The following is a 17,722-nucleotide window of genomic DNA, read 5'->3' as shown; positions in this document are numbered from 1 at the left end:
GAGCCGCCGCCGGGCAGCGGACCGAACTGCTTCTCGTACGCCGCGAGCCGGGCGGCGAGCTGCTTCGCCTCATCGCTGGCGGCGCGAGCCTGCTCTTCCGTGCCGCTCCGCCCGGGGGCTCCGGCACGAGGGCAGGGGACGTCAGGCGTCAGCGCACCGCCAGCACCACCTCGTGGGCCTCGGTCTTCGCCGGGATCTCCCAGCGCTCGATCATCCGGCGGATGACGGCCTCCGGCACCGCCGCCTCCCGCGCCCGGTTCTGCGCGAACAGCGTCGATGCAGGCACCTCCACGTAGACGACGCGGATCCTCGCCCCGTAGTCGGCCGCCATCTGCAGGAGCGGGCCGCGCCGCTGCCGCGAGAGGTTCGTCGCGTTCCACACGAACCGCTCGCCGCGCCGCAGGTATTCCTTCGCCCGCTCGCGCGCGGCCTGGACCACCTGTCCCTGCGTGTCCGCCGGATCGATCTCCAGCTCGCTCCGCAGCGCGTCCAGGGAGACGACCGGCCAGTCGGCGAGGTGGTGGCGAACATAGGTATCCTTCCCGGCGCCCGGGAGCCCGCTCATCACCACGACCTCGGATCGCGTGTCGTCGTAGACCTCGACGTCCGGGTGCCGCCCGCCGGCGGGATCGGAGCGGAAGTACACGAAGCGCGTGTGCGTCGAGGCGAAGGACCGCGGCGCGGTGTAACACCCCTCCTCGCGACAGAACTCGCGGAAGAGCTCGATGCTGTCGACGACACGCCCCATGTCCGCGCAGACGCGCCCTCGGATGTCGGCCTCGGCCACGAGCGCGAGCAGGTCGCAGCGCGCGTGGAGGCTGATCTCGGCGGCGACGCGCCGCGCGTCGTCGCGCTCGATGAGATAGAACGGGATCTGGTGATAGCGCACCAGCGCGCACACCTGCTCGCGCAGCGCGAACGGCGCGCCGAGCTCCCAGAGCAGGCGGCGCGCGAGGAGCTCCCCCGCGCGAGAGTGGCCCTTCGCCGTGATCCGCCCGTCCTCCTCGCGGGTGGTCGCCGGCTTCGCCACGTCGTGGAGGAGGCACGCGAGGTACACGACGCGCTGCTCCTCGGCCGGCAGCGCCTGCCACTCGGGCAGCCCGAGGAGCGTCTCCAGCACCATCCGGGTGTGGATCCAGACGTTGCCCTCGGCGTGGTGGATCGGGTCCTGCGGGCACGCCTCGAGCGCGCGGACCCAGTCGAAGACCTGGAGCTCGTTCCAGGGGACACGCCCCGGATCGGGCGTGAGCAGGTCGAGGAGCGAGGACGCGGAGGACATGACGGAGGACCCCTGGCGAGCGCGCAGTCAACGCCGCGCGCCGCGCGACGCGCAGCGCGCGTGAGGGCCGTAGCATGTCCGCGAAAGGACGCCGGTGCTACCCTGGCACCGCCATGTCCGCCAAATACCCTCGCTCGTTCCACCTGCCGTGGTCCCCCGGCGGAACGTCCGACGACAAGAGGATGGCAGACGTGTCGGGGCTCCTCGGCGTCGAGATCGTCATCACCGAGAAGTGCGACGGGAGCAACCTCACGTACACGCGGGCGAGCGTCTTCTCCCGCTCGCACTCGGGCCCTCCGTCCCACCCGAGCTTCGACCTCGCGAAGGCCACGCACGCGAGCATCGCGCACCTGCTCTCGGAGGGCATGTCGCTCTTCTGCGAGTATTGCTATGCGATCCACTCCATCGAGTACGAGGCGCTCCCCGGGTATTCGCTGGTCTTCGGCGTGCGGGACGACGTGCGGGGCCTCTTCTGGGAGTGGGACATGGTCGTGGCCCAGGCGAACGATCTCGGGCTCCCCACGGTGCCTGTCCTGTTCCGGGGCACCGTCGAGGGCGAGCGCGAGCTCGAGGCGCTGACGACCGCGCTCGCGCGCGAGCCCTCCGCGTTCGGCGGCCCGCGCGAGGGCGTGGTTGTGCGGGCCGCCGGCGAGTTCCCGGACGCGGCGTTCCAGCGGCGGCTCGCCAAGTGGGTGCGGCGCGGGCACGTGCAGACGGACGAGCACTGGATGTACCAGGAGATCCGGCCTCAGCGCCTCGCCCCGGGGCCGGCGCCGATCGACGCGTCACCGCCGTGAGGCCAGCGCCGCGAGCCGATCGCAGAGGCCCTCGCGGATCGGGCCGTAAACCTTGCGGTACTCCTCCCAGTCGAGGCGCTCGTCCGCGACGATCTCGCGCCAGTACGGGTTCGCGGCGCCGTAATCGTGGAGGACGCCGGACTCGGCGATCTGCACGGCGAAGAGCGGCACCCGGAGGGCGTGGAAGAGCTTCTTCTTCGAGGCCTCCGGCTCGTCGTCGAAGCGGGCGCCGGCCTTCTTGAAGTCGGACGCGGAGCGGCTCGCGGCCGACGCGGCGAGCTTCTTCCTGTCGAGCTTGAACGGGAAGGGCGGCCTCCCTTCCTTGAGCCGGTGCTCGGGCGGCAGGAACAGGCACTCGAGCGCGAAGACGCTGTGCTCGGCGATGGCGTCGCGGAAGGTGTCGAGGCCGTGGACGACGACGTTGACGCCCGGCGCAAAGGCGAGGTCCTGCCGCGCGTCGCGCCGCGCGAGGACGGCGACGAAATCCTCGTCCGACGTCGCGGACGCGGTCCCGTACACGCGCGAACCGGCGCGGAACACGCTGTGGACCTCGCCGTCTTTGCGGCCGAGGACGCGGAGCACGGTGGAGAGGCTCATGGCAGCGGCCTCGCTCGAGGGACGGCGAGCATCGCGCCGTTCCCACCCCCGCGCAACGGGCGGCGCGTCCTCTACCACCGCACCACCGCGACGCCCGCCCGCCCGCTCGCGAGCGGGCGCCGGCCGGAGCGCCGCCGAGGCGCGCGCGGCGCTCCTCTCGGCAGCTTCCACGGCTCGTGGCGAGCGCGAGCTCTCGGCGACCGTGACTCTCCTGCGAACCTGGTGTTTCCTCGACCGCGGTAGTCCCGTGCGCGCCGCCGCCTCGCCGGCGGCGCCTCCGCGCTTCCAGGAGGGTTCATGGCCGTCGCTGACTCGCGCTCCGCTCGTCCCCAGAAGACCGATCACCTGTCCGAGGCCGTCGAACGGCGGGTGGCGGACGCCCTCGCCGCGCTGTCGCTCGAGCAGAAGGTCCGCCTGCTCACGGGCGCCGACTTCTGGAGCACGCACCCCGAGCCTGCGATCGGCCTGCGCCGCATGGTCGTCTCGGATGGCCCGGTCGGCGTGCGCGGCGAGCGCTGGGACGAGCGCGACCCCTCGGTGTGCCTCCCTTCCTCCACCGCCCTCGCGGCCACATGGGACGAGGCCTTGCTGGAGCGCGTCGGCGCCGCGCTGGCGTCGGAGGCGCGGCGCAAGGGCGTCGACGTCGTCCTGGGGCCGACCGTCAACCTGCACCGCAGCCCGCTCGGCGGCAGGCACTTCGAGTGCTTCTCGGAAGATCCCCTGCTGACCGGCCGGATCGGCGCCGCCTACGTCCGAGGACTGCAGGCCCACGGCGTCGGCGCCACGCCCAAGCACTACGTCGCCAACGACTCGGAGACCGAGCGGTTCACTGTCGACGTCCGGGTCGATGAGCGCACGCTGCGCGAGCTCTACCTCGCGCCCTTCGAGCGGATGATCACCGGCGCGGGCGCGTGGCTCGTGATGGCCTCGTACAACGCCGTCAACGGGGTGACCCTGACCGAGAGCCCGCTGCTCGCGTCGCCGCTCGAGGACGAGTGGGGCTTCGACGGCGTCGTGATCTCCGACTGGACAGCGACCCGCTCCACCGAGGCCGCGGCGCGCGCGGCGCTGGACCTCGCCATGCCGGGCCCGGGAGGGCCGTGGGGCGAGGCGCTCGTCGCCGCCGTCCGCCGCGGCGCGGTGCCCGAGAAGGCCATCGACGACAAGGTCCGCCGCCTGCTGCGCCTCGCCGCCCGGGTCGGCGCCCTCGACGGCGTCGCGCCGGCCGCGCCCGCCCCGGCCCCGCTCTCCAGCGCCGAGGCCGGGACGCTCGCCCGCGAGGCCGCCGCGGCCGGCATGGTGCTCGTGCGCAACCAGGGCGACGCGCTCCCGCTCGACGCGGCCAGCCTGCGGCGCATCGCCGTGATCGGCCCGAGCGCCGCGGCGGGGCGGATCCAGGGCGGCGGCAGCGCGAGCGTCCACCCGCACTACGCGGTCTCGCCGCTGGACGGGCTGCGCGCCGCGCTCGGCCGGCGCGCCGAGGTGCTCCACGCCGTCGGCACCCGCATCCACGAAGGGCTCGTGCCGGTGGCCGGGGACCAGGTCGTCGACCCCGTGAGCGGCCAGCACGGCGTCCACGTGCGGCTCCTCGACGCGAAGGGCGGCGTCCTGCACGAGGAGCACCGCGACGTCGGGCGCCTCACGTTCATCGGGGATCAGCGCGCGAACGAGGCCGCGACGATCGAGGTGACGGCGCGGTTCCGCGCCGCCGAGGCCGGGCTCCACCGGATCGGCGTGGCCGGCGTGGGCGTCTACCGCCTCACCGCCGGCGGGCACGTCCTCTTCGACGAGGCGGTCTTGCCGGACAAGGACGACATGGCCGCGGCCCTGCTCGCCCCGCCGCAGCGGGCGGCCGAGCTATCCCTGGCCGCCGGCCAGGAGATCGATCTCGCCCTGACGCACACCGTCCCCGTGGGCACGCTCGCGGTGGCGTTCTCCCTGGGCGCCGAGGTTCCGGCGCTGTCCGACCAGGAGGAGCTGGCGCGCGCCGTGGAGCTCGCGCGCTCCGCCGACGTCGCGATCGTGGTCGTCGGCACCACCGAGGCGATCGAGAGCGAGGGCTTCGACCGGAGCACGCTCGGGCTCCCCGGCCGCCAGGACGAGCTGATCCGCGCCGTCGCGGCCGTGAGCCCCCGGACGATCGTGCTTGTGAACTCCGGCGGGCCGGTGACGACGCCGTGGCGCGACGAGGTGGCCGCGGTGCTCCTCACGTGGTTCCCGGGCCAGGAGTTCGGCGCCGCCGTCGCCGACGTGCTGCTCGGCGCCGTGGAGCCCGGCGGCCGCCTGCCCACGACCTGGCCCGCGCGCGCGGAGGACGTGCCCGTGCTCTCGACGAAGCCCGAGAACGGCAAGCTGGTCTATGCCGAGGGGGTGCACATCGGGTACCGGGCCTGGGCGCGTGCCGGCGTCACCCCGGCCTACCCGTTCGGGCACGGCCTGGGCTACACGCGGTGGGAGATCCTCGACGTGGAAGCGCCGAGCGTCGCCGCCGGCGCGGCGGTCGAGGCGCGGGTGCGCGTGCGCAACGTCGGGACGCGCCGCGGGCGCCACGTGGTCCAGCTCTACCTGTCGCGGCCGGACTCCGAGGTCGAGCGCCCCGCGCTCTGGCTGGCCGGCTTCGCGTCCGTCGAGGCTGAGCCCGATCAGACGGTCGACGTCGCCGTCACCGTCGAGCCGCGGGCGTTCGCGCACTGGGCGGCAGGCCGATGGCAGGTGGAGCCCGGCGTGTACACGCTGCATGCGGGACACTCGGCCGCCGTCCTGACGAGACAGACCGCGGTGCATCTGCACGAGTGAGAGCGCAGCTGCGCGGCCCCGGGCGCTGCGCGCGCTCACTGGGATCGATCCGACGATCCCCGGATCGAATCGATGAGGCCGGGAGCGAGGCTTTGCCGAGCATCATGGCGGGCGCCTCGCTCCTCCGCGCAATGCCTTGGTGCAAATTGCCCCAGCGTGGCCGATGCGCGCGGCCGATTCCCGGCCGGAAAGGGGGATCCGTGCTCGTCTTGTCGTCTCGCCCCGAGGGCGCGCGGGCGAGCGTCGAGCTCGCCGGACGCTGCGCGCGCGGCGGGACGCGGGCTGGGGGGTCGCGCAGGCGCCGGCGGAGGTGAGGAGACGGCTCCTGGTTCGCTGCTTGCTTTCCAGGAGGGCGACCCATGATGGACGAGCACCATGTCCCCGGCCAGAGCGGATGGCTCGCGCTCGCCGGGAGAGGCGATGAGAGCACGGGTGGCGTCTCGTCGAGCGTCCGTGGATCGCCGCAGAGGGAGCGCGCCGTGGGCGAGGTCCTCGCGGGCAAGTACCAGATCGTGGGCCGGCTGGGCGCGGGGGGCATGGGCACGGTGTGGCGTGCGCGCAGCCTTTGGCTCGACGTCGACGTGGCGATCAAGGTGCTCCACGAGGAGCAGCTCGACGGCCACGCCGCCGAGCGGTTGCTCCGGGAGGCGCGCGCGACGGCGAAGCTCGGCCATCCGGCGATCGTGCGCGTGTTCGATTTCGGCGAGACCGACGCGGGCGAGCCGTTCCTCGTGATGGAGCTGCTCGAGGGCACGCCGCTCTCGAGCTGGCTGGAGGCGAGGGGCCGGGTGCCGGCGGAGCAGGCGGTCCAGATGCTCTTGCCGGTCGCGTGTGCGCTCGCGACGGCCCACGCGCAGCGCATCGTCCATCGCGACATCAAGCCTGCCAACATCCTCATCGTGCCCGACGGCGCGGGCGGCCACGTCCCCAAGGTCGTCGACTTCGGCATCGCCAAGCTCGCCAACGCGGCGAGCCCTGCGATCACGCAGCGAGGGATGATCGTCGGCAGCCCGGAGTACATGTCGCCGGAGCAGGCCGACGGCCAGCTGGACGTCGGGGAGCAGACCGACGTCTGGGCGTTCAGCGTGGTGATGTACGAGATGATCACCGGGCGGCGGCCGTTCAGCGGGGAGACGCTGAGCGCGGTGATCGTGGCGATCTTCAGCAAGGAGCCCGTGCCGACGACAGAGCTCGGCGCCGGCGACGAGGCGCTGTGGGCGATCCTCCAGCGCGGGCTGGCCAAGTCGCCGGCCGATCGATGGCCCAGCATGCGCGCGCTCGGCCGCGCGCTTGCTGCCTGGGCGGTCGAGCGCGGGGTGACGGCGGATGTGGCGGGCACGTCGCTCGCACACCAGTGGCTCGCGCGAGGGGCCGAGCCGCTGCTAACAGCGGAGAAGGCGGCTCCGATCGCCGCGCCTGCGGGCGCGCCCTCCGGGGCCGAGGTGGCGGCGCAGCTCTCCGCCGGCGCGCGGGAGGCGCCGGGCGCGCTGCCGACGCCGGCGGCCACGCCCGTCGCGCGCCGGGGCGGCACCATCAAGATGGCCGAGGCATGGCGCGGAGCTCGGCTCGGGCTCACGGCCTCGCCGTGGCTCCAGAAGGCGCTCGTGGCCGGGGTCCTCGCCTTCGCCGCGCCTCTGGTGGTCGTCCTGGGGCTGGGCGCGCGGGGTGGGAGCGCGAGCGCGGGCACCGCTCGGCCGGCGGTCCTGGCGGCTGCTCCTGCCGTCGCCCTGGGCGCGTCGGAAGCGCTGCGGGGTACGGCGTCCGCTGCGCCCTCCATCGGCGCCGCGCCCCCCGACGCCGGCGCGCGGCGCGCGGCTGCTTCCGAGACGGCCGTGAGGGGTGCGCCGGCGGACAGCGCGCCTGCCGAGCGGGACGAGCCGAGCGATCCGTGGGAGGAGCCGAGCGATCCATGGGATGAGCTCTTGCCGGCGCCTGCGGAGCCGCGCGCTCCGGTGGCCGAGCCGGCTGGCCAACGGACGGCGCCGCGCGCTCCGGTGGCCGAGCCGCGCGCTCCGGTGGTCGAGCCGCGCGCTCAGCGAGCTGCGTCGCCGCGTCCGCGGCCTGTCTCCACGTCCATGCCGCTGCCGGCGGCGCCCGACTTCTGAGGTGGTCATGCGCACTCCCGGGGTGAAGCACCGCTCCCTTCGTGCATCTGGCGATCTGATGCTCCTCCTGGTCACGCTCGCTGCAGCGGCGCTCGGGCCGGGAGGCTGCTCCGCTCTGATCAGCGAGGAGCTGTCCGACAAGGCCGACGAAACAGAGGGCGCTGGAGGGCTCGAGGACCAGGTCGGCGACGGGCGCGGCGGGGGCGACCTCATCGGGAGCAGCGGCGCGAGCACGAGCAGGACCACCGTGGGCAGCGGTGGCGACGAGAGCGCGACAAGCAGCGGAGGCAGCGGGAGCGCGAGCAGCGGGAGCGGCGCTGGAGCGAGCAGCGGGAGCGGCGCTGGAGCGAGCAGCGGGAGCGGCGCTGGAGCGAGCAGCGGGAGCGGCGCTGGCCCAAGCAGCGGGAGTGGCCCTGACCCGAGCAGCGGGAGCGGCCCTGGCCCGAGCAGCGGAAGCGGCGCTGGAGCGAGCAGCGGGAGTGGCCCTGGCCCGAGCAGCGGGAGTGGCCCTGGCCCGAGCAGCGGGAGCGGCCCTGGCGCGAGCAGCAGTGCAGGCGAGGGCAGCGGAAGCGGCGCTGGTGCGAGCGATGGGAGCGGCGCTGGCGCTAGCGGCGGTAGCGGTCCTGGCGCGAGCGTCGGCGGAGGCGACGGCAGCGGAAGCGGCGCCGGTGGGAGCGGCGCGGGAGGCGACGGCAGCGGAAGCGGCGCCGGTGGGAGCGGCGCGGGAGGTGACGGCAGCGGAAGCGGCGCCGGCGGGAGCGGCGCGGGAGGCGACGGAGGCGGAGGCGGCGCTGGTGGGAGCGGCGCGGGAGGCGAGGGCGCGAGCAGCTGGAGCGGCGCGGGAGGCGCTGCAGCGAGCAGCGGCGCAGGCACCGAGACGACCTGCAATGGCCATTACGCCGATTGCGACGGGGACGCGGCGCATCATTGCGAGACCAACCTGTGGAACAACGACGCTCATTGCGGCGCCTGTGGCAACCGATGCTCCGCCCGTACGAAGTGCCGGCGAGGAGAGTGCTCATGAGCGCGCGCCCCGCACGCCTCGGCGTCGCGCTCGCTGCGGCCTTGCTCATGGCCGCGGTCCCGCTCCCCGCGACGGCGCAGGGCGCGGGCGATGTGGAGTCCGCGCGCGTGCTGTTCGTCCAGGGGGCCAAGCTGGCGAAGCAGGGGCGCTGGGAGGAGGCGCGCGCGCTGTACGCCCGATCGCTCCAGATCAAGGCGGCTCCCCTCACGCGCTACAGCCTCGGCGTCGCGCAGAAGGAGACCGGGCACCTCGTCGAAGCGCTCGCCAGCTTTCGCGCATTCCTGGCCGAGCCGCCGACGCCGACAACCTCTCCCTACGTCGTGCCGGCGCGCGAGGCGGTCGCGGCGCTCGAAGGGCGCATCGGCCGAGCGACGATCGCCGTCAGGCCCGCCGAGATCGGCGGGCTGACGCTGACCATGGACGCGCGTCCGCTGAGCGCGGCCCCTGGTCAGGTCATCGAGCTGGACCCGGGCGCTCACGAGATCGCAGCGAGCGCTCCGGGGTTCCGCGCCGCGGTCGCCCGGTTCAGCGTCGGCGCGGGCAGCTCGGTCGAGGTCCCGATCACCCTGACGCGAGCCACGGCCGAGACGAGGCAAGCCTCGGCTGCCGGGGGCGCTCTGCCTCCCGTGGCCGGCGCTGCCGATGCATCATCGAGCCGGACGCTCCCGCTCGTCGTCCTGGGCGCGGGCGGCGCGCTCTTCGCCGGCGGAGCCATCCTCGGGCTCTCGGGCCTGAAACAGGCAGGTGATGCGCGCTCGAGCACGGGCGCGGACGCGGGCGCCGCGCGGGCCAAGGGGATCGCCGGCGACGTCCTCGGCGTCGCCGGCGTCGCGACTGTGGGCGTCGGGCTCTACCTGCTGCTGAAGGATCCCGCGCCGAGCACGACCAAGGCGGGCTCCGTGACGCCATGGCTGAGCGCGTCCGGCGCGGGCATCGAGGTGCGGCTCTGACGCCGCGCGGCCCGCGCTGAACCCACGGCGGGCGGCGAGCGCTCGACGCCAAGACGCGGGGCAAAGACGCAAAAGAGAGGCGGCGAGGGGTATTCCCGGCGGAAGCGCGGACATGGTACTGCGCGCCCATGCGCTCGCTCGTGACGGTGCTGTCCCTGGCCGCGCTCGTGGCCGCGGGCGCATCCGCCTCGGCCAACGGCGACGGGACCAGCGCGCCGCGCCCTGGGGCCGCGCCCGCGGCGAGCGCTCCTTCCGCAGCAGCACCCACGGCGAGCGCGCCCCCTGCGGCCGCGTCCGCGGCGAGCGCGGCCGCATCCCCGCAGGACCCGGCGGCGGCCCGCTGGTGTGCGCCCGAGCTCGCGTCGCTGCCCGGTGAGGTGTGCGCCTTCCTGCCGTCCAGGCCGGCGCCTGGCCCGCGGGTGCTCGTGATCTTCCTGCACGGCGTCGTCCAGCCCGATTCCGGGTGGCAGTGGGCGCAGCAGCGGGGCGCGGCGCGGGCCGGCGCCCGGCACGGGGCCGCCGTGATGATGCCGCGCGGCCGGCGCGGGATCGGTCCAAATTCGATGGAAGACTGGTGGTGCTGGCCCACCGCCTCCGCCGCGCAGACGGCCCATGAGGACGCCTTGCTCGCCGAGTGGGACGCGGCGCGCGCGGAGCTCGAGCGGCGCGCGGGCGCGCGCTTCGAGCGGGTGCTCGTGTTCGGCTTCTCGAACGGCGCGTACTACGCGACGTCGCTCGCGATGCGCGGGCGGCTGCCGGTCGACGGCTACGCGGCGTTCGCTGGCGGCTCGGGCGCGCGCTACCTGCAGCGGGCGGGCGCGCAGACGAAGCTGCGCGCGCCGGTGTTCGTCGGCTGGGGCGGGAAGGACCCGGCGCACAAGGACCAGGTGGCGCTCGCGAAGATGCTCCGCACGCTGAAGTGGCCATCGAGGTCGCTCGGCAAGCCGCGCGCCGGGCACGCGATGACCGACGAGCAGGTCGACGAGGCGTTCGCGTTCCTGAGCGGCAGGCGAGGCGGCGACAAGGCGCCCGGCAGAGGGCGAGGAGCGCGGACGCGATGAAGGACGCGCTGACGATCGCGCTCTCCCCCGATTTCCTCGAGCGCGAGGCGGCCCGCCTGGGCGCGCTGCTCGCGGATCACGTGCGCAGGGCGCAGCGCCGGGAAGGGCCGGTGCTCGTGCAGCGATCGATCGAAGAGATCCTCGCCGCGCTCGACTTCGATCGCACGGTCGCGCACGGCGGCGCGGATCTCGCCGCCCTCGTCGCCACCGTCCTCGACAACAGCAACCGGCTGCACCACCCCCGTTACTTCGGTCACCAGGTGGCCGTGCCGATGCTGTCGTCGTCGCTCGCCGACCTCGTGCACGGCGTCCTGAACAACGGCATGGCCGTCTATGAAATGGGGCCGGCCGGGACCGCGATCGAGCGCGGGCTCCTCCGCTGGATGCGGGGCAAGATCGGCTGGGGCGCCGAGGGCGACGGCGTCATCACCCACGGCGGGAGCCTGGGCAACCTGAGCGCGCTGCTCGCGTGCAGGGAGCGCGTCGCCCCGGGGAGCTTCAAGGCGGGCGTCCCGCCCGGCCTCGTCCTGCTCGCCTCGGAGGCGGCGCATTATTCGGTCGCGCGCGCCGCCGCCATCATGGGCCTCGGCGTCGATGCCGTCGTGAAGGTCGCCGTGGACGACGCGCTGCGGATCGTCCCGCGGGCGCTCTCGCGGGCGTACGAGGAGGTGAAGCGGGCGGGCAAGCGGGTGCTCGCCGTGGTGGCCAACGCGGGCGCGACGCCGAACGGGGCCTTCGACCCGCTTCGGGAGATCGGCGCCTTCTGCCGGCGGGAGGGGCTCTGGCTCCACGTCGACGGCGCCCACGGCGCGGCGGCGCGCTTCACCGAGCGCTACCGGGACCTCCTCGACGGCGTCGAGCTCGCCGACTCGCTGGTCTGCGACATGCACAAGATGCTCGGCACATCGACGCTGGCCTGCGCGGTCCTCGTCAGGGATCCCGCCGCGCTCGCCGGCACCTACGAGCAGTACGCGCCGTACCTGCACGGCGACGACGAGCGGCAGGGCGTCGATCTGTCCAAGCTCACGTTCGAGTGCACGAAGGCGCAGCTGTCGCTCAAGCTGTTCTTCAACCTCGCCCTCGTCGGCGAGGCCGGCCTGTCCGCGCACGTCGAGCGCCTCTTCGACGCCGCCCGGCGCTTCCACGGCCTCCTCGCGCGCCGGCCGGCGTTCGAGTGCTTCGGCGCCCCGCAGGCCAATATCCTCTGCTTCCGGATCGGCCGCGACTCGGCGACGCAGGATCGCGTCCGGCGGCAGATCGTGGAGGAGGGGAGCTTCTACATCACGCGAACCACGCTGCGCGGCGAGTCGTGGCTGCGCCTCGTCATCATGAACCCGCAGACGACGGACGGGGACATCGAGGCGCTCGCGGCGCGCATCGAGGCGCTCGTCGTCGAGCGCGCGCCGCCGCCCTGACGAACACGCGCCGGGCCGGGTCCGCGGGCGGACGCGAGGTGGTCAGCCGCCGCCTCTCGGCCTGGTCGCCGCGGCCGACGGGGGCGCCGGAGCGTCGCCGGCCGGCACCTGGAGCATCGCATAGTTGATCGTGGTCTCGTTGCGGAGCACGGTGAGCACCACCATGTCGCCGGGCACGCGGGCGCGCAGGTAGCCCTCGAGCCCTGCCAGCGAGTGGACCGGCTGCCCGTCGACCGCGAGGATGACGTCGCCCGGCTCCAGGAGCGGGGACGTGAAGCTGCGGATATCCATGCTCGCGATCCTCGCGCCTTCCCCCGTGGTCGGCTGGATGGTGAGCAGCCAGGGCGCCGGGACGGAGGTGGCTGTCGGCGCGCGGCTCGACCGGTTGTCGCGTTTCTCTGGCCTTGCGGTCGCCGCCGGGCTCGCCGGCGCGCCGGCGCGTTGCTGCGTGTCCTCGGGGCGCTGCTGCGAGGCCTCGACGCGCTGCTGCGAGGCCTCGACGCGCGGGCAGTCGCCGCGGCACGCGCTGACCGCCAGCGGGACGAGCGGCGTGAGCACCCCTGAGAGGCGTCGAGCCCACCCGTACGCGCTGCGCGCACGGAGGGGCTGATCCCGCTGTTGACTGCCATGCATGGCCTCGGCGTCCTCCGCGCGTTCACCACGCGTCCGCACGCGTGCTCACATCGCTCACGTCAGCTCATGTCGCTCACGTCGAGAGCTGCAAGATCCCAACCATCGATTCCCCGCCGCTGTCCGGGCCGTTGTCCGGCGCGCCGCGAAGACCGGGGCGAGGCGGGCGCGGAGAGCGTTCTTCTCTCTCTCTCGCTGCGCCCTCGCAGCTCCGTCTCTCGCGAGCCCGAGCGGCGTCCTCGCGCCTTGGACTCACCGGAAAGCAGGGAGGGTGTCCGTCCCCCGACGCGCTGTGCTCACGGGCTGGCGGGCCGTGGCGCCGCGCCGAAGTGCGCGGGGAACACCCGCTCGAGGAACTCGTTGCGCAGGAGCCCGTCGGGATCGACGAGCCGCTTCAGGCGGACGAACTCCGGGAGCGCGTGCGCGTACATCGCCTGGAGGTGCTCCGCTGTCGCGTGGACGTTCTTCACCAGGTAGACGCGGCCGCCGAGCTCGAGCGCGCGCGCGCTGAGCTCGCTGAGGCGGAGGCCGATCCGGTGGGCGCTCTCTTCCTCCGAGGCCTCGAACGCGAGCGTCACCGCGAACCCATCGGTCCCGTGGTTCGCCGAGAGGAGGAACTGGTCGCCCTGGATGTGGAGCACGTCGAGGAGGAGCGGCGGTATGCCGTCTCGGGCAGCGATCTCATCCACCTTGCCCAGGAAGTCCACGAGCCGGCGCAGGCTGTCCTCCTGGGCGCCCGGGTCGTAGGGGATCATGAACGCTTGCTGCACCGTGAGCATGGGCATCCCGAAGGTCTGCGCGATGCGCTTCGCGCGGACGTTGCCGTCCATGAAGAACAGGTAGCCCATCAGCTCATCGACGTACGGGCGTGAGACATCGAAGAGGAAGCGGTCGATGAGCGTCCAGAGGCCCCGGCTCACCACGGAGGCGCGCATCAGCCACTCGATCGGGACGCGGAGCGCGTGCCGGGGGCGATGGATCAGCAGCGGGCGGAGCTCGTGCGAGGTCCCCGGGACGTACCGCGACCGGAGGACCATGCCCCTGCTCCCCTCCAGGGTGTGGAAGGCGATAGAGAAGAGCGCCTCCGGGATCCACCCGTCCTCGTCCGCGGTGCCTCCTTCGGACTGCAGGAGCTGCTCCGCGCGCGGGAGGAGCGCCGTCGCGAGCTCCTCGAGCGAGGCGCAGCGCGTCGCCTGGGTGACGACCCGGATCGGCGTCCCTTCCGGGGCGACGCGCGCGATGCGGTAGGTGACATCGATCACCGCGCCGAGGTAGCCGAGCCCGCCGATCACCGCGTGGAACAGCGCGCTCGTCGCCTCATCGCGGCTGAGGGAGAGCAGCTGTCCGTCGAGGGAGAGGAGGGAGAGCCGCTCGACGTAGTGTCCCTCTTTGCTGGCGATGCCCGAGAAGCGCGAGAGGCAGTCCCCCGAGACCGTGCCTCCCGCGGTGGCGTGGCTCGTCGAGACGACCGTGTAGGGCACGAAGCCGCGGGCGGCGAGCGCGCGGGCGATGGCTCCCCAGGTCGCGCCGGCGCCCACGGTCATCCGCGCTCCATGCGTGTCGATCTCGATGGATCGGAAGTGGTGCATCGAGATCACGATGTCGTCGTTCAGCGCCTGGCCGTCGAACGACTGCCCTCCGGCGCGGAACGTGATCCTGCGCCCTGTCCGCCTCGCCATGCGGAACAGCACCCTCAGCTCCTCGACCGACGCTGGGAAGTACACGTCTCCGCACGATCGGTGCAGCCCGCTGTAGCCCTGGAGCGAGTAGAGCGGTCTCCGTCGGATCTCGTCGAGCCGTGGCGTAAGAATCTCGCCCGTCGTCCTGGCCCGATCGAGAGCAGCGCGCATCCCACCAGCCTCGCTCGAGTCGGCTCAGCGGGCCAAATTGGCCGCTGTTTTCGCGTGCGGCCGGGGCCCAGGCGTTAACCGAGCTCGTTCGGTCACGCTCAGGGCACGAAGCCCCCCCTTCACCCCACCATCGATCACCATCGATCACCAACGTGAACGTTTACGTGGTCGTTTACGTGGTCGTGGTCGTGGTCGTTCACGGCGTATCGTTGACGACCACGACCACGACCACGACCACGTAAACGTCCACGACTACGTTCACGTAAACGTCCACGTAAACGTTCGGATGTAGGAGAGCGCGGCGTGAAGCTTGGTTAACGCTTAGGAGGCCCCCGGGGAGGGGGCTCGTCGCGCGGGGTGGGGGCGGGCAGGTGTCTGAGTGTCTCTAGAAGCCGCGGAGCTCGACGTGGATGTTGCGTCGATGCGCCGACTGCTGGAAGCGCCGGATCAGCTCCGCGACGTCGTGGTCGATGTACGAAACCCCCTGGGCGTCCACGACCACGTGGGTGTCGCTCGGCAGCCGATCGAGCAGCGCGACGAGGTTGCCCTGGGTGAAGAAGTACGCCGCCTTGTTGAACCGGATGGTCACGCGAGCCCCCTCGTGGATCACGTCGAAGACGCGGGACATATGGGTCCTCAGCACGAAGAGGACTCCGACCGCGAGGCCGATGGCGATGCCCTTCAGGAGATCGGTCAGCACGATGGCCACGATCGTCACCACGAACGGGATGAAGTGGTTCCAGCCGAGCTGGCGCATCTCGGCGAAGATCTTGGGCTTGGCCAGCTTGTAGCCGGTCGCGAGCAGGATCGTCGCGAGGCACGCGAGCGGGATGCGCGAGAGCAGCCCCGCGGCGAAGACCACCGCGAGCAGCAGGAGCGCGCCGTGCGCGAAGGCGGAGACCCGCGTCCGCGCGCCGGCGTTCGTGTTGGCGCTGCTGCGGACGATGACCGACGTGACCGGGAGACCGCCGGCGAACCCGGAGAGCATGTTGGCGAGGCCCTGCGCGACGAGCTCCCGGTTCGGCGGCGACTTGCGGTGCCACGGATCGATCCGATCCACGGCCTCCAGGTTGAGCAGCGTCTCGAGGCTGGCCACGATCGCGAGCGTCACGCCCAGCACCCACACCTCGGGCCGCAGGATCGCCGACCAGTCGGGGAGCTGGAGCGCGCTGACCAGGTCGCCCGTGGGCAGCGTCACGAGGTGCTTCTGCTCGAGGGCGAGCGACGGGATCGCCGTCTTGAACAGCTCGTTGCCGAGCGTCGCGACGAGCACGGCGATGAGGGGCGCGGGGAGCCAGGAGATCTTCGCGAGGCGCGATTTCTCCCACCCGACCAGGATGGCGAGGCAGACGGCGCTGAGGAGGAACGCGCCCCACTCGATGGCCTGCGCCGCCTGGCCGATCACCGTGAAGGTGTTGCCGCCCTCGGCCTTGAACGACTCGGAGGCGAAGTTGTCCTTGTCGAAGCCGACGGCGTGGGGGAGCTGCTTCAGGATGAGCAGGACGCCGATGGCCGCGAGCATCCCCTTGATGACCGAGGAGGGGAAGAAATGGCTGATCGCGCCGGCCCTCAGCACGCCGAGCCCGAGCTGAAGGACGCCGCCGATCACCACGGCCATCGCGAAGGCCTGGAAGCTCTGCAGGCTGGTGATGCCCGCGAGCACGATGGCGGCGAGCCCCGCCGCCGGGCCGCTCACGCTGAGCTGAGCGCGGCTCACGAGCGGGATGACGAGCCCGCCCACGATGCCGGCCACGATGCCGGAGAGGAGCGGGGCCCCCGACGCGAGCGCGATGCCCAGGCAGAGCGGCAGGGCGACGAGGAAGACGACGAGGCCGGCGGGGATGTCGTACTTGAGGTTCGCGGTGAGGCGCGGGTCGAGCGGCGGCGCGCTCTCCGCGGGCGGCGATTCCCGGCTCGCACCCGGGCTCTCGGAACTAAGCGCCACGGCGCCGGCGGGATTCACCCCCGCGCCTGCATGGATAGGATTCGGAAGCTGCATCGGACTGGCCCTCTCGATTCGAGTTAAGACGTGGAGCGGCGACGAACAGGCGCTCAGATCGCCCGCCGGTAGACCGTCGACTCCGGCAGCGCCGAGGGGGGCGCAGCGTCACCGATCGGCCCGAACTGGCCGGTCGAAGCCTCGAATTGAAAGACCTGTCCGGTCTCGATCTTGAAGACCCAGGCGTAGAGAGAGAGATCGCCGCGCGCGAGCCGCGCGCGGATCGTCGGGTGCGTCCGGAGGTTCTCGATCTGGGCGAGCACGTTCTCCTCCACCGTGATCGTCAGCCGATCCTCCCCCTCGATGTGCGGGTAGTTCTCCTGCACCAGGCGGCGCGTCAGCTCCGCGTGCTGGAGCCACCCTTTGACCGCCGGCAGCTCGTCGAGGCCCGCGGAATCGAGCAGCCCGCGCATCGCGCCGCAGTGCGTGTGGCCGCAGACGATGATGTGCTTGATCCCGAGGTGCGCGACCGCGAACTCGATCGCGGCGGACTCGCTGCCGTTGCTGGCGCCGTACGGCGGCACGATGTTGCCGACGTTGCGCACGATGAAGATGTCGCCCGGCTGGGTCTGCGTGATGAGGTTCGGGTTGATGCGGCTGTCCGAGCACGTGATGAACAGCGCCTCGGGCCGCTGACCCCTCGCCAGGCTGCGAAAGAGGTCTTGATGTGTACCGCACACCTCGGCATGGAACTTGTGCAACCCGTCCGCGAGCTTCTGCATGGAATAAACCCTCTCGTTGACCGCGCCCATCGGGCGCGGCGATCGTCATGAACACCTCCGATTCCAGCGACTCCGAGCCGGACCGCGAGCGGCCTCAGCCACGGAGCTAGCCTGTCAGTTCAGGAAGCGTGGTGGAGGACGACGGAGGGGAGGGTGGGGGACGGGGGACGGGACGCGGACAGGCCGGAGATCGGCGACGAGAACGCCGCGCGGCCGCGCCGCGCCGGCGCGCAGCGCCGGTCGCGAGGCGACCGAACGATGGGCCCCGTCGCGGTGGGGCGGCTGCAAGGCCTCGAGGCCCCCCGCCTCGTTCTCGCTGGCCCCGGTACGAAACGATCCCGAAACATCGGAGTTGCCGGCTTCGATGATGCTGATATTCGCCCGTCCCAGCGCAGCGGGGGCGAGGATCAGCATGAAGAGCAGCGCGATCCGAGGGAAAAATGACCGGAGAGCCAGCATCGTTCGAGGAGTGAGAGGCTGTCGGCCCCGGGAACCAG

At 72.8% G+C, this 17,722-nt stretch carries 13 protein-coding genes; 7 read left to right on the top strand and 6 right to left on the bottom strand.

The window, feature by feature from the left end:
• Positions 1-148: 148 nt before the first annotated feature.
• A complete protein-coding gene (locus WMF46_RS36625) occupies positions 149-1,279 on the bottom strand; it encodes an AAA family ATPase (protein ID WP_437981455.1) in 1,131 nt (376 codons plus the stop codon).
• Positions 1,280-1,461: 182 nt separating this feature from the next.
• Between WMF46_RS36625 and WMF46_RS36620 the strand changes: the two genes are divergently transcribed.
• Positions 1,462-2,076, top strand: a complete 615-nt coding sequence (locus WMF46_RS36620; RefSeq protein ID WP_437981454.1) for an RNA ligase family protein — start codon at positions 1,462-1,464, stop codon at positions 2,074-2,076.
• Here the strand turns inward: WMF46_RS36620 and WMF46_RS36615 are convergent.
• Positions 2,065-2,673 carry a hypothetical protein gene (locus WMF46_RS36615; RefSeq protein ID WP_437981453.1) on the bottom strand — a complete coding sequence of 203 codons (609 nt, stop codon included), beginning with the start codon at positions 2,671-2,673 and terminating at the stop codon, positions 2,065-2,067. The genes WMF46_RS36620 and WMF46_RS36615 overlap by 12 nt on opposite strands.
• Positions 2,674-2,970: 297 nt before the next feature.
• Here WMF46_RS36615 and WMF46_RS36610 point away from each other — a divergent pair, with 297 nt between their 5' ends.
• The 6 genes from WMF46_RS36610 to WMF46_RS36585 all read left to right on the top strand — a co-directional run bounded on the left by WMF46_RS36610 (position 2,971) and on the right by WMF46_RS36585 (position 12,024).
• Positions 2,971-5,469, top strand: a complete 2,499-nt coding sequence (locus WMF46_RS36610) for a beta-glucosidase (protein WP_437981452.1) — start codon at positions 2,971-2,973, stop codon at positions 5,467-5,469.
• Between the two features lie 359 nt (positions 5,470-5,828).
• Positions 5,829-7,574 carry a protein kinase domain-containing protein gene (locus tag WMF46_RS36605; RefSeq protein ID WP_437981451.1) on the top strand — a complete coding sequence of 582 codons (1,746 nt, stop codon included), beginning with the start codon at positions 5,829-5,831 and terminating at the stop codon, positions 7,572-7,574.
• Positions 7,575-7,581: 7 nt separating this feature from the next.
• Positions 7,582-8,598, top strand: a complete 1,017-nt coding sequence (locus WMF46_RS36600; RefSeq protein WP_437981450.1) for a hypothetical protein — start codon at positions 7,582-7,584, stop codon at positions 8,596-8,598.
• Positions 8,595-9,548, top strand: a complete 954-nt coding sequence (locus WMF46_RS36595) for a hypothetical protein (RefSeq protein WP_437981449.1) — start codon at positions 8,595-8,597, stop codon at positions 9,546-9,548. The genes WMF46_RS36600 and WMF46_RS36595 overlap by 4 nt, the downstream gene beginning before the upstream one ends.
• A gap of 128 nt (positions 9,549-9,676) precedes the next feature.
• A complete protein-coding gene (locus tag WMF46_RS36590; RefSeq protein WP_437981448.1) occupies positions 9,677-10,609 on the top strand; it encodes an alpha/beta hydrolase in 933 nt (310 codons plus the stop codon).
• Positions 10,606-12,024 (top strand): pyridoxal phosphate-dependent decarboxylase family protein, encoded by a 1,419-nt coding sequence (locus WMF46_RS36585; RefSeq protein ID WP_437981447.1) that lies wholly within the window; start codon positions 10,606-10,608, stop codon positions 12,022-12,024. The genes WMF46_RS36590 and WMF46_RS36585 overlap by 4 nt, the downstream gene beginning before the upstream one ends.
• A gap of 42 nt (positions 12,025-12,066) precedes the next feature.
• On the opposite strand, the gene WMF46_RS36580 is transcribed toward WMF46_RS36585, so the two are convergent.
• From WMF46_RS36580 to WMF46_RS36565, 4 genes are all read right to left on the bottom strand, one after another.
• Complete coding sequence (locus WMF46_RS36580) at positions 12,067-12,657, bottom strand: PDZ domain-containing protein (protein ID WP_437981446.1); 591 nt, start codon at positions 12,655-12,657, stop codon at positions 12,067-12,069.
• Between the two features lie 293 nt (positions 12,658-12,950).
• Entirely contained in the window at positions 12,951-14,504 is a 1,554-nt protein-coding gene (locus tag WMF46_RS36575) for an FAD-binding oxidoreductase (RefSeq protein WP_437981445.1), read from the bottom strand.
• A 385-nt stretch (positions 14,505-14,889) separates the two neighbouring features.
• Positions 14,890-16,449, bottom strand: coding sequence for a SulP family inorganic anion transporter (locus WMF46_RS36570; RefSeq protein ID WP_437981444.1), 1,560 nt, complete (start codon positions 16,447-16,449; stop codon positions 14,890-14,892).
• A 107-nt stretch (positions 16,450-16,556) separates the two neighbouring features.
• Positions 16,557-17,225, bottom strand: a complete 669-nt coding sequence (locus WMF46_RS36565; protein WP_437981443.1) for a carbonic anhydrase — start codon at positions 17,223-17,225, stop codon at positions 16,557-16,559.
• Between the last annotated feature and the right edge of the window lie 497 nt (positions 17,226-17,722).

Source organism: Sorangium sp. So ce117 (assembly GCF_051524395.1).
In the GTDB taxonomy this organism is placed as follows: Bacteria; Myxococcota_A; Polyangia; order Polyangiales; family Polyangiaceae; genus Sorangium; species Sorangium cellulosum_B.
Note: the sequence above shows the minus strand (reverse complement) of the source record. Positions and strands in the feature narration are given on the sequence as shown.

What these genes read in the sequence shown, in the direction of transcription:
- WMF46_RS36625 (WP_437981455.1), bottom strand. Translation starts at nt 1,279, where the DNA reads ATGTCCTCCGCGTCCTCGCTCCTCGACCTGCTCACGCCCGATCCGGGG.
- WMF46_RS36620 (WP_437981454.1), top strand. Translation starts at nt 1,462, where the DNA reads ATGGCAGACGTGTCGGGGCTCCTCGGCGTCGAGATCGTCATCACCGAG.
- WMF46_RS36615 (WP_437981453.1), bottom strand. Translation starts at nt 2,673, where the DNA reads ATGAGCCTCTCCACCGTGCTCCGCGTCCTCGGCCGCAAAGACGGCGAG.
- WMF46_RS36610 (WP_437981452.1), top strand. Translation starts at nt 2,971, where the DNA reads ATGGCCGTCGCTGACTCGCGCTCCGCTCGTCCCCAGAAGACCGATCAC.
- WMF46_RS36605 (WP_437981451.1), top strand. Translation starts at nt 5,829, where the DNA reads ATGATGGACGAGCACCATGTCCCCGGCCAGAGCGGATGGCTCGCGCTC.
- WMF46_RS36600 (WP_437981450.1), top strand. Translation starts at nt 7,582, where the DNA reads ATGCGCACTCCCGGGGTGAAGCACCGCTCCCTTCGTGCATCTGGCGAT.
- WMF46_RS36595 (WP_437981449.1), top strand. Translation starts at nt 8,595, where the DNA reads ATGAGCGCGCGCCCCGCACGCCTCGGCGTCGCGCTCGCTGCGGCCTTG.
- WMF46_RS36590 (WP_437981448.1), top strand. Translation starts at nt 9,677, where the DNA reads ATGCGCTCGCTCGTGACGGTGCTGTCCCTGGCCGCGCTCGTGGCCGCG.
- WMF46_RS36585 (WP_437981447.1), top strand. Translation starts at nt 10,606, where the DNA reads ATGAAGGACGCGCTGACGATCGCGCTCTCCCCCGATTTCCTCGAGCGC.
- WMF46_RS36580 (WP_437981446.1), bottom strand. Translation starts at nt 12,657, where the DNA reads ATGCATGGCAGTCAACAGCGGGATCAGCCCCTCCGTGCGCGCAGCGCG.
- WMF46_RS36575 (WP_437981445.1), bottom strand. Translation starts at nt 14,504, where the DNA reads ATGCGCGCTGCTCTCGATCGGGCCAGGACGACGGGCGAGATTCTTACG.
- WMF46_RS36565 (WP_437981443.1), bottom strand. Translation starts at nt 17,225, where the DNA reads ATGCAGAAGCTCGCGGACGGGTTGCACAAGTTCCATGCCGAGGTGTGC.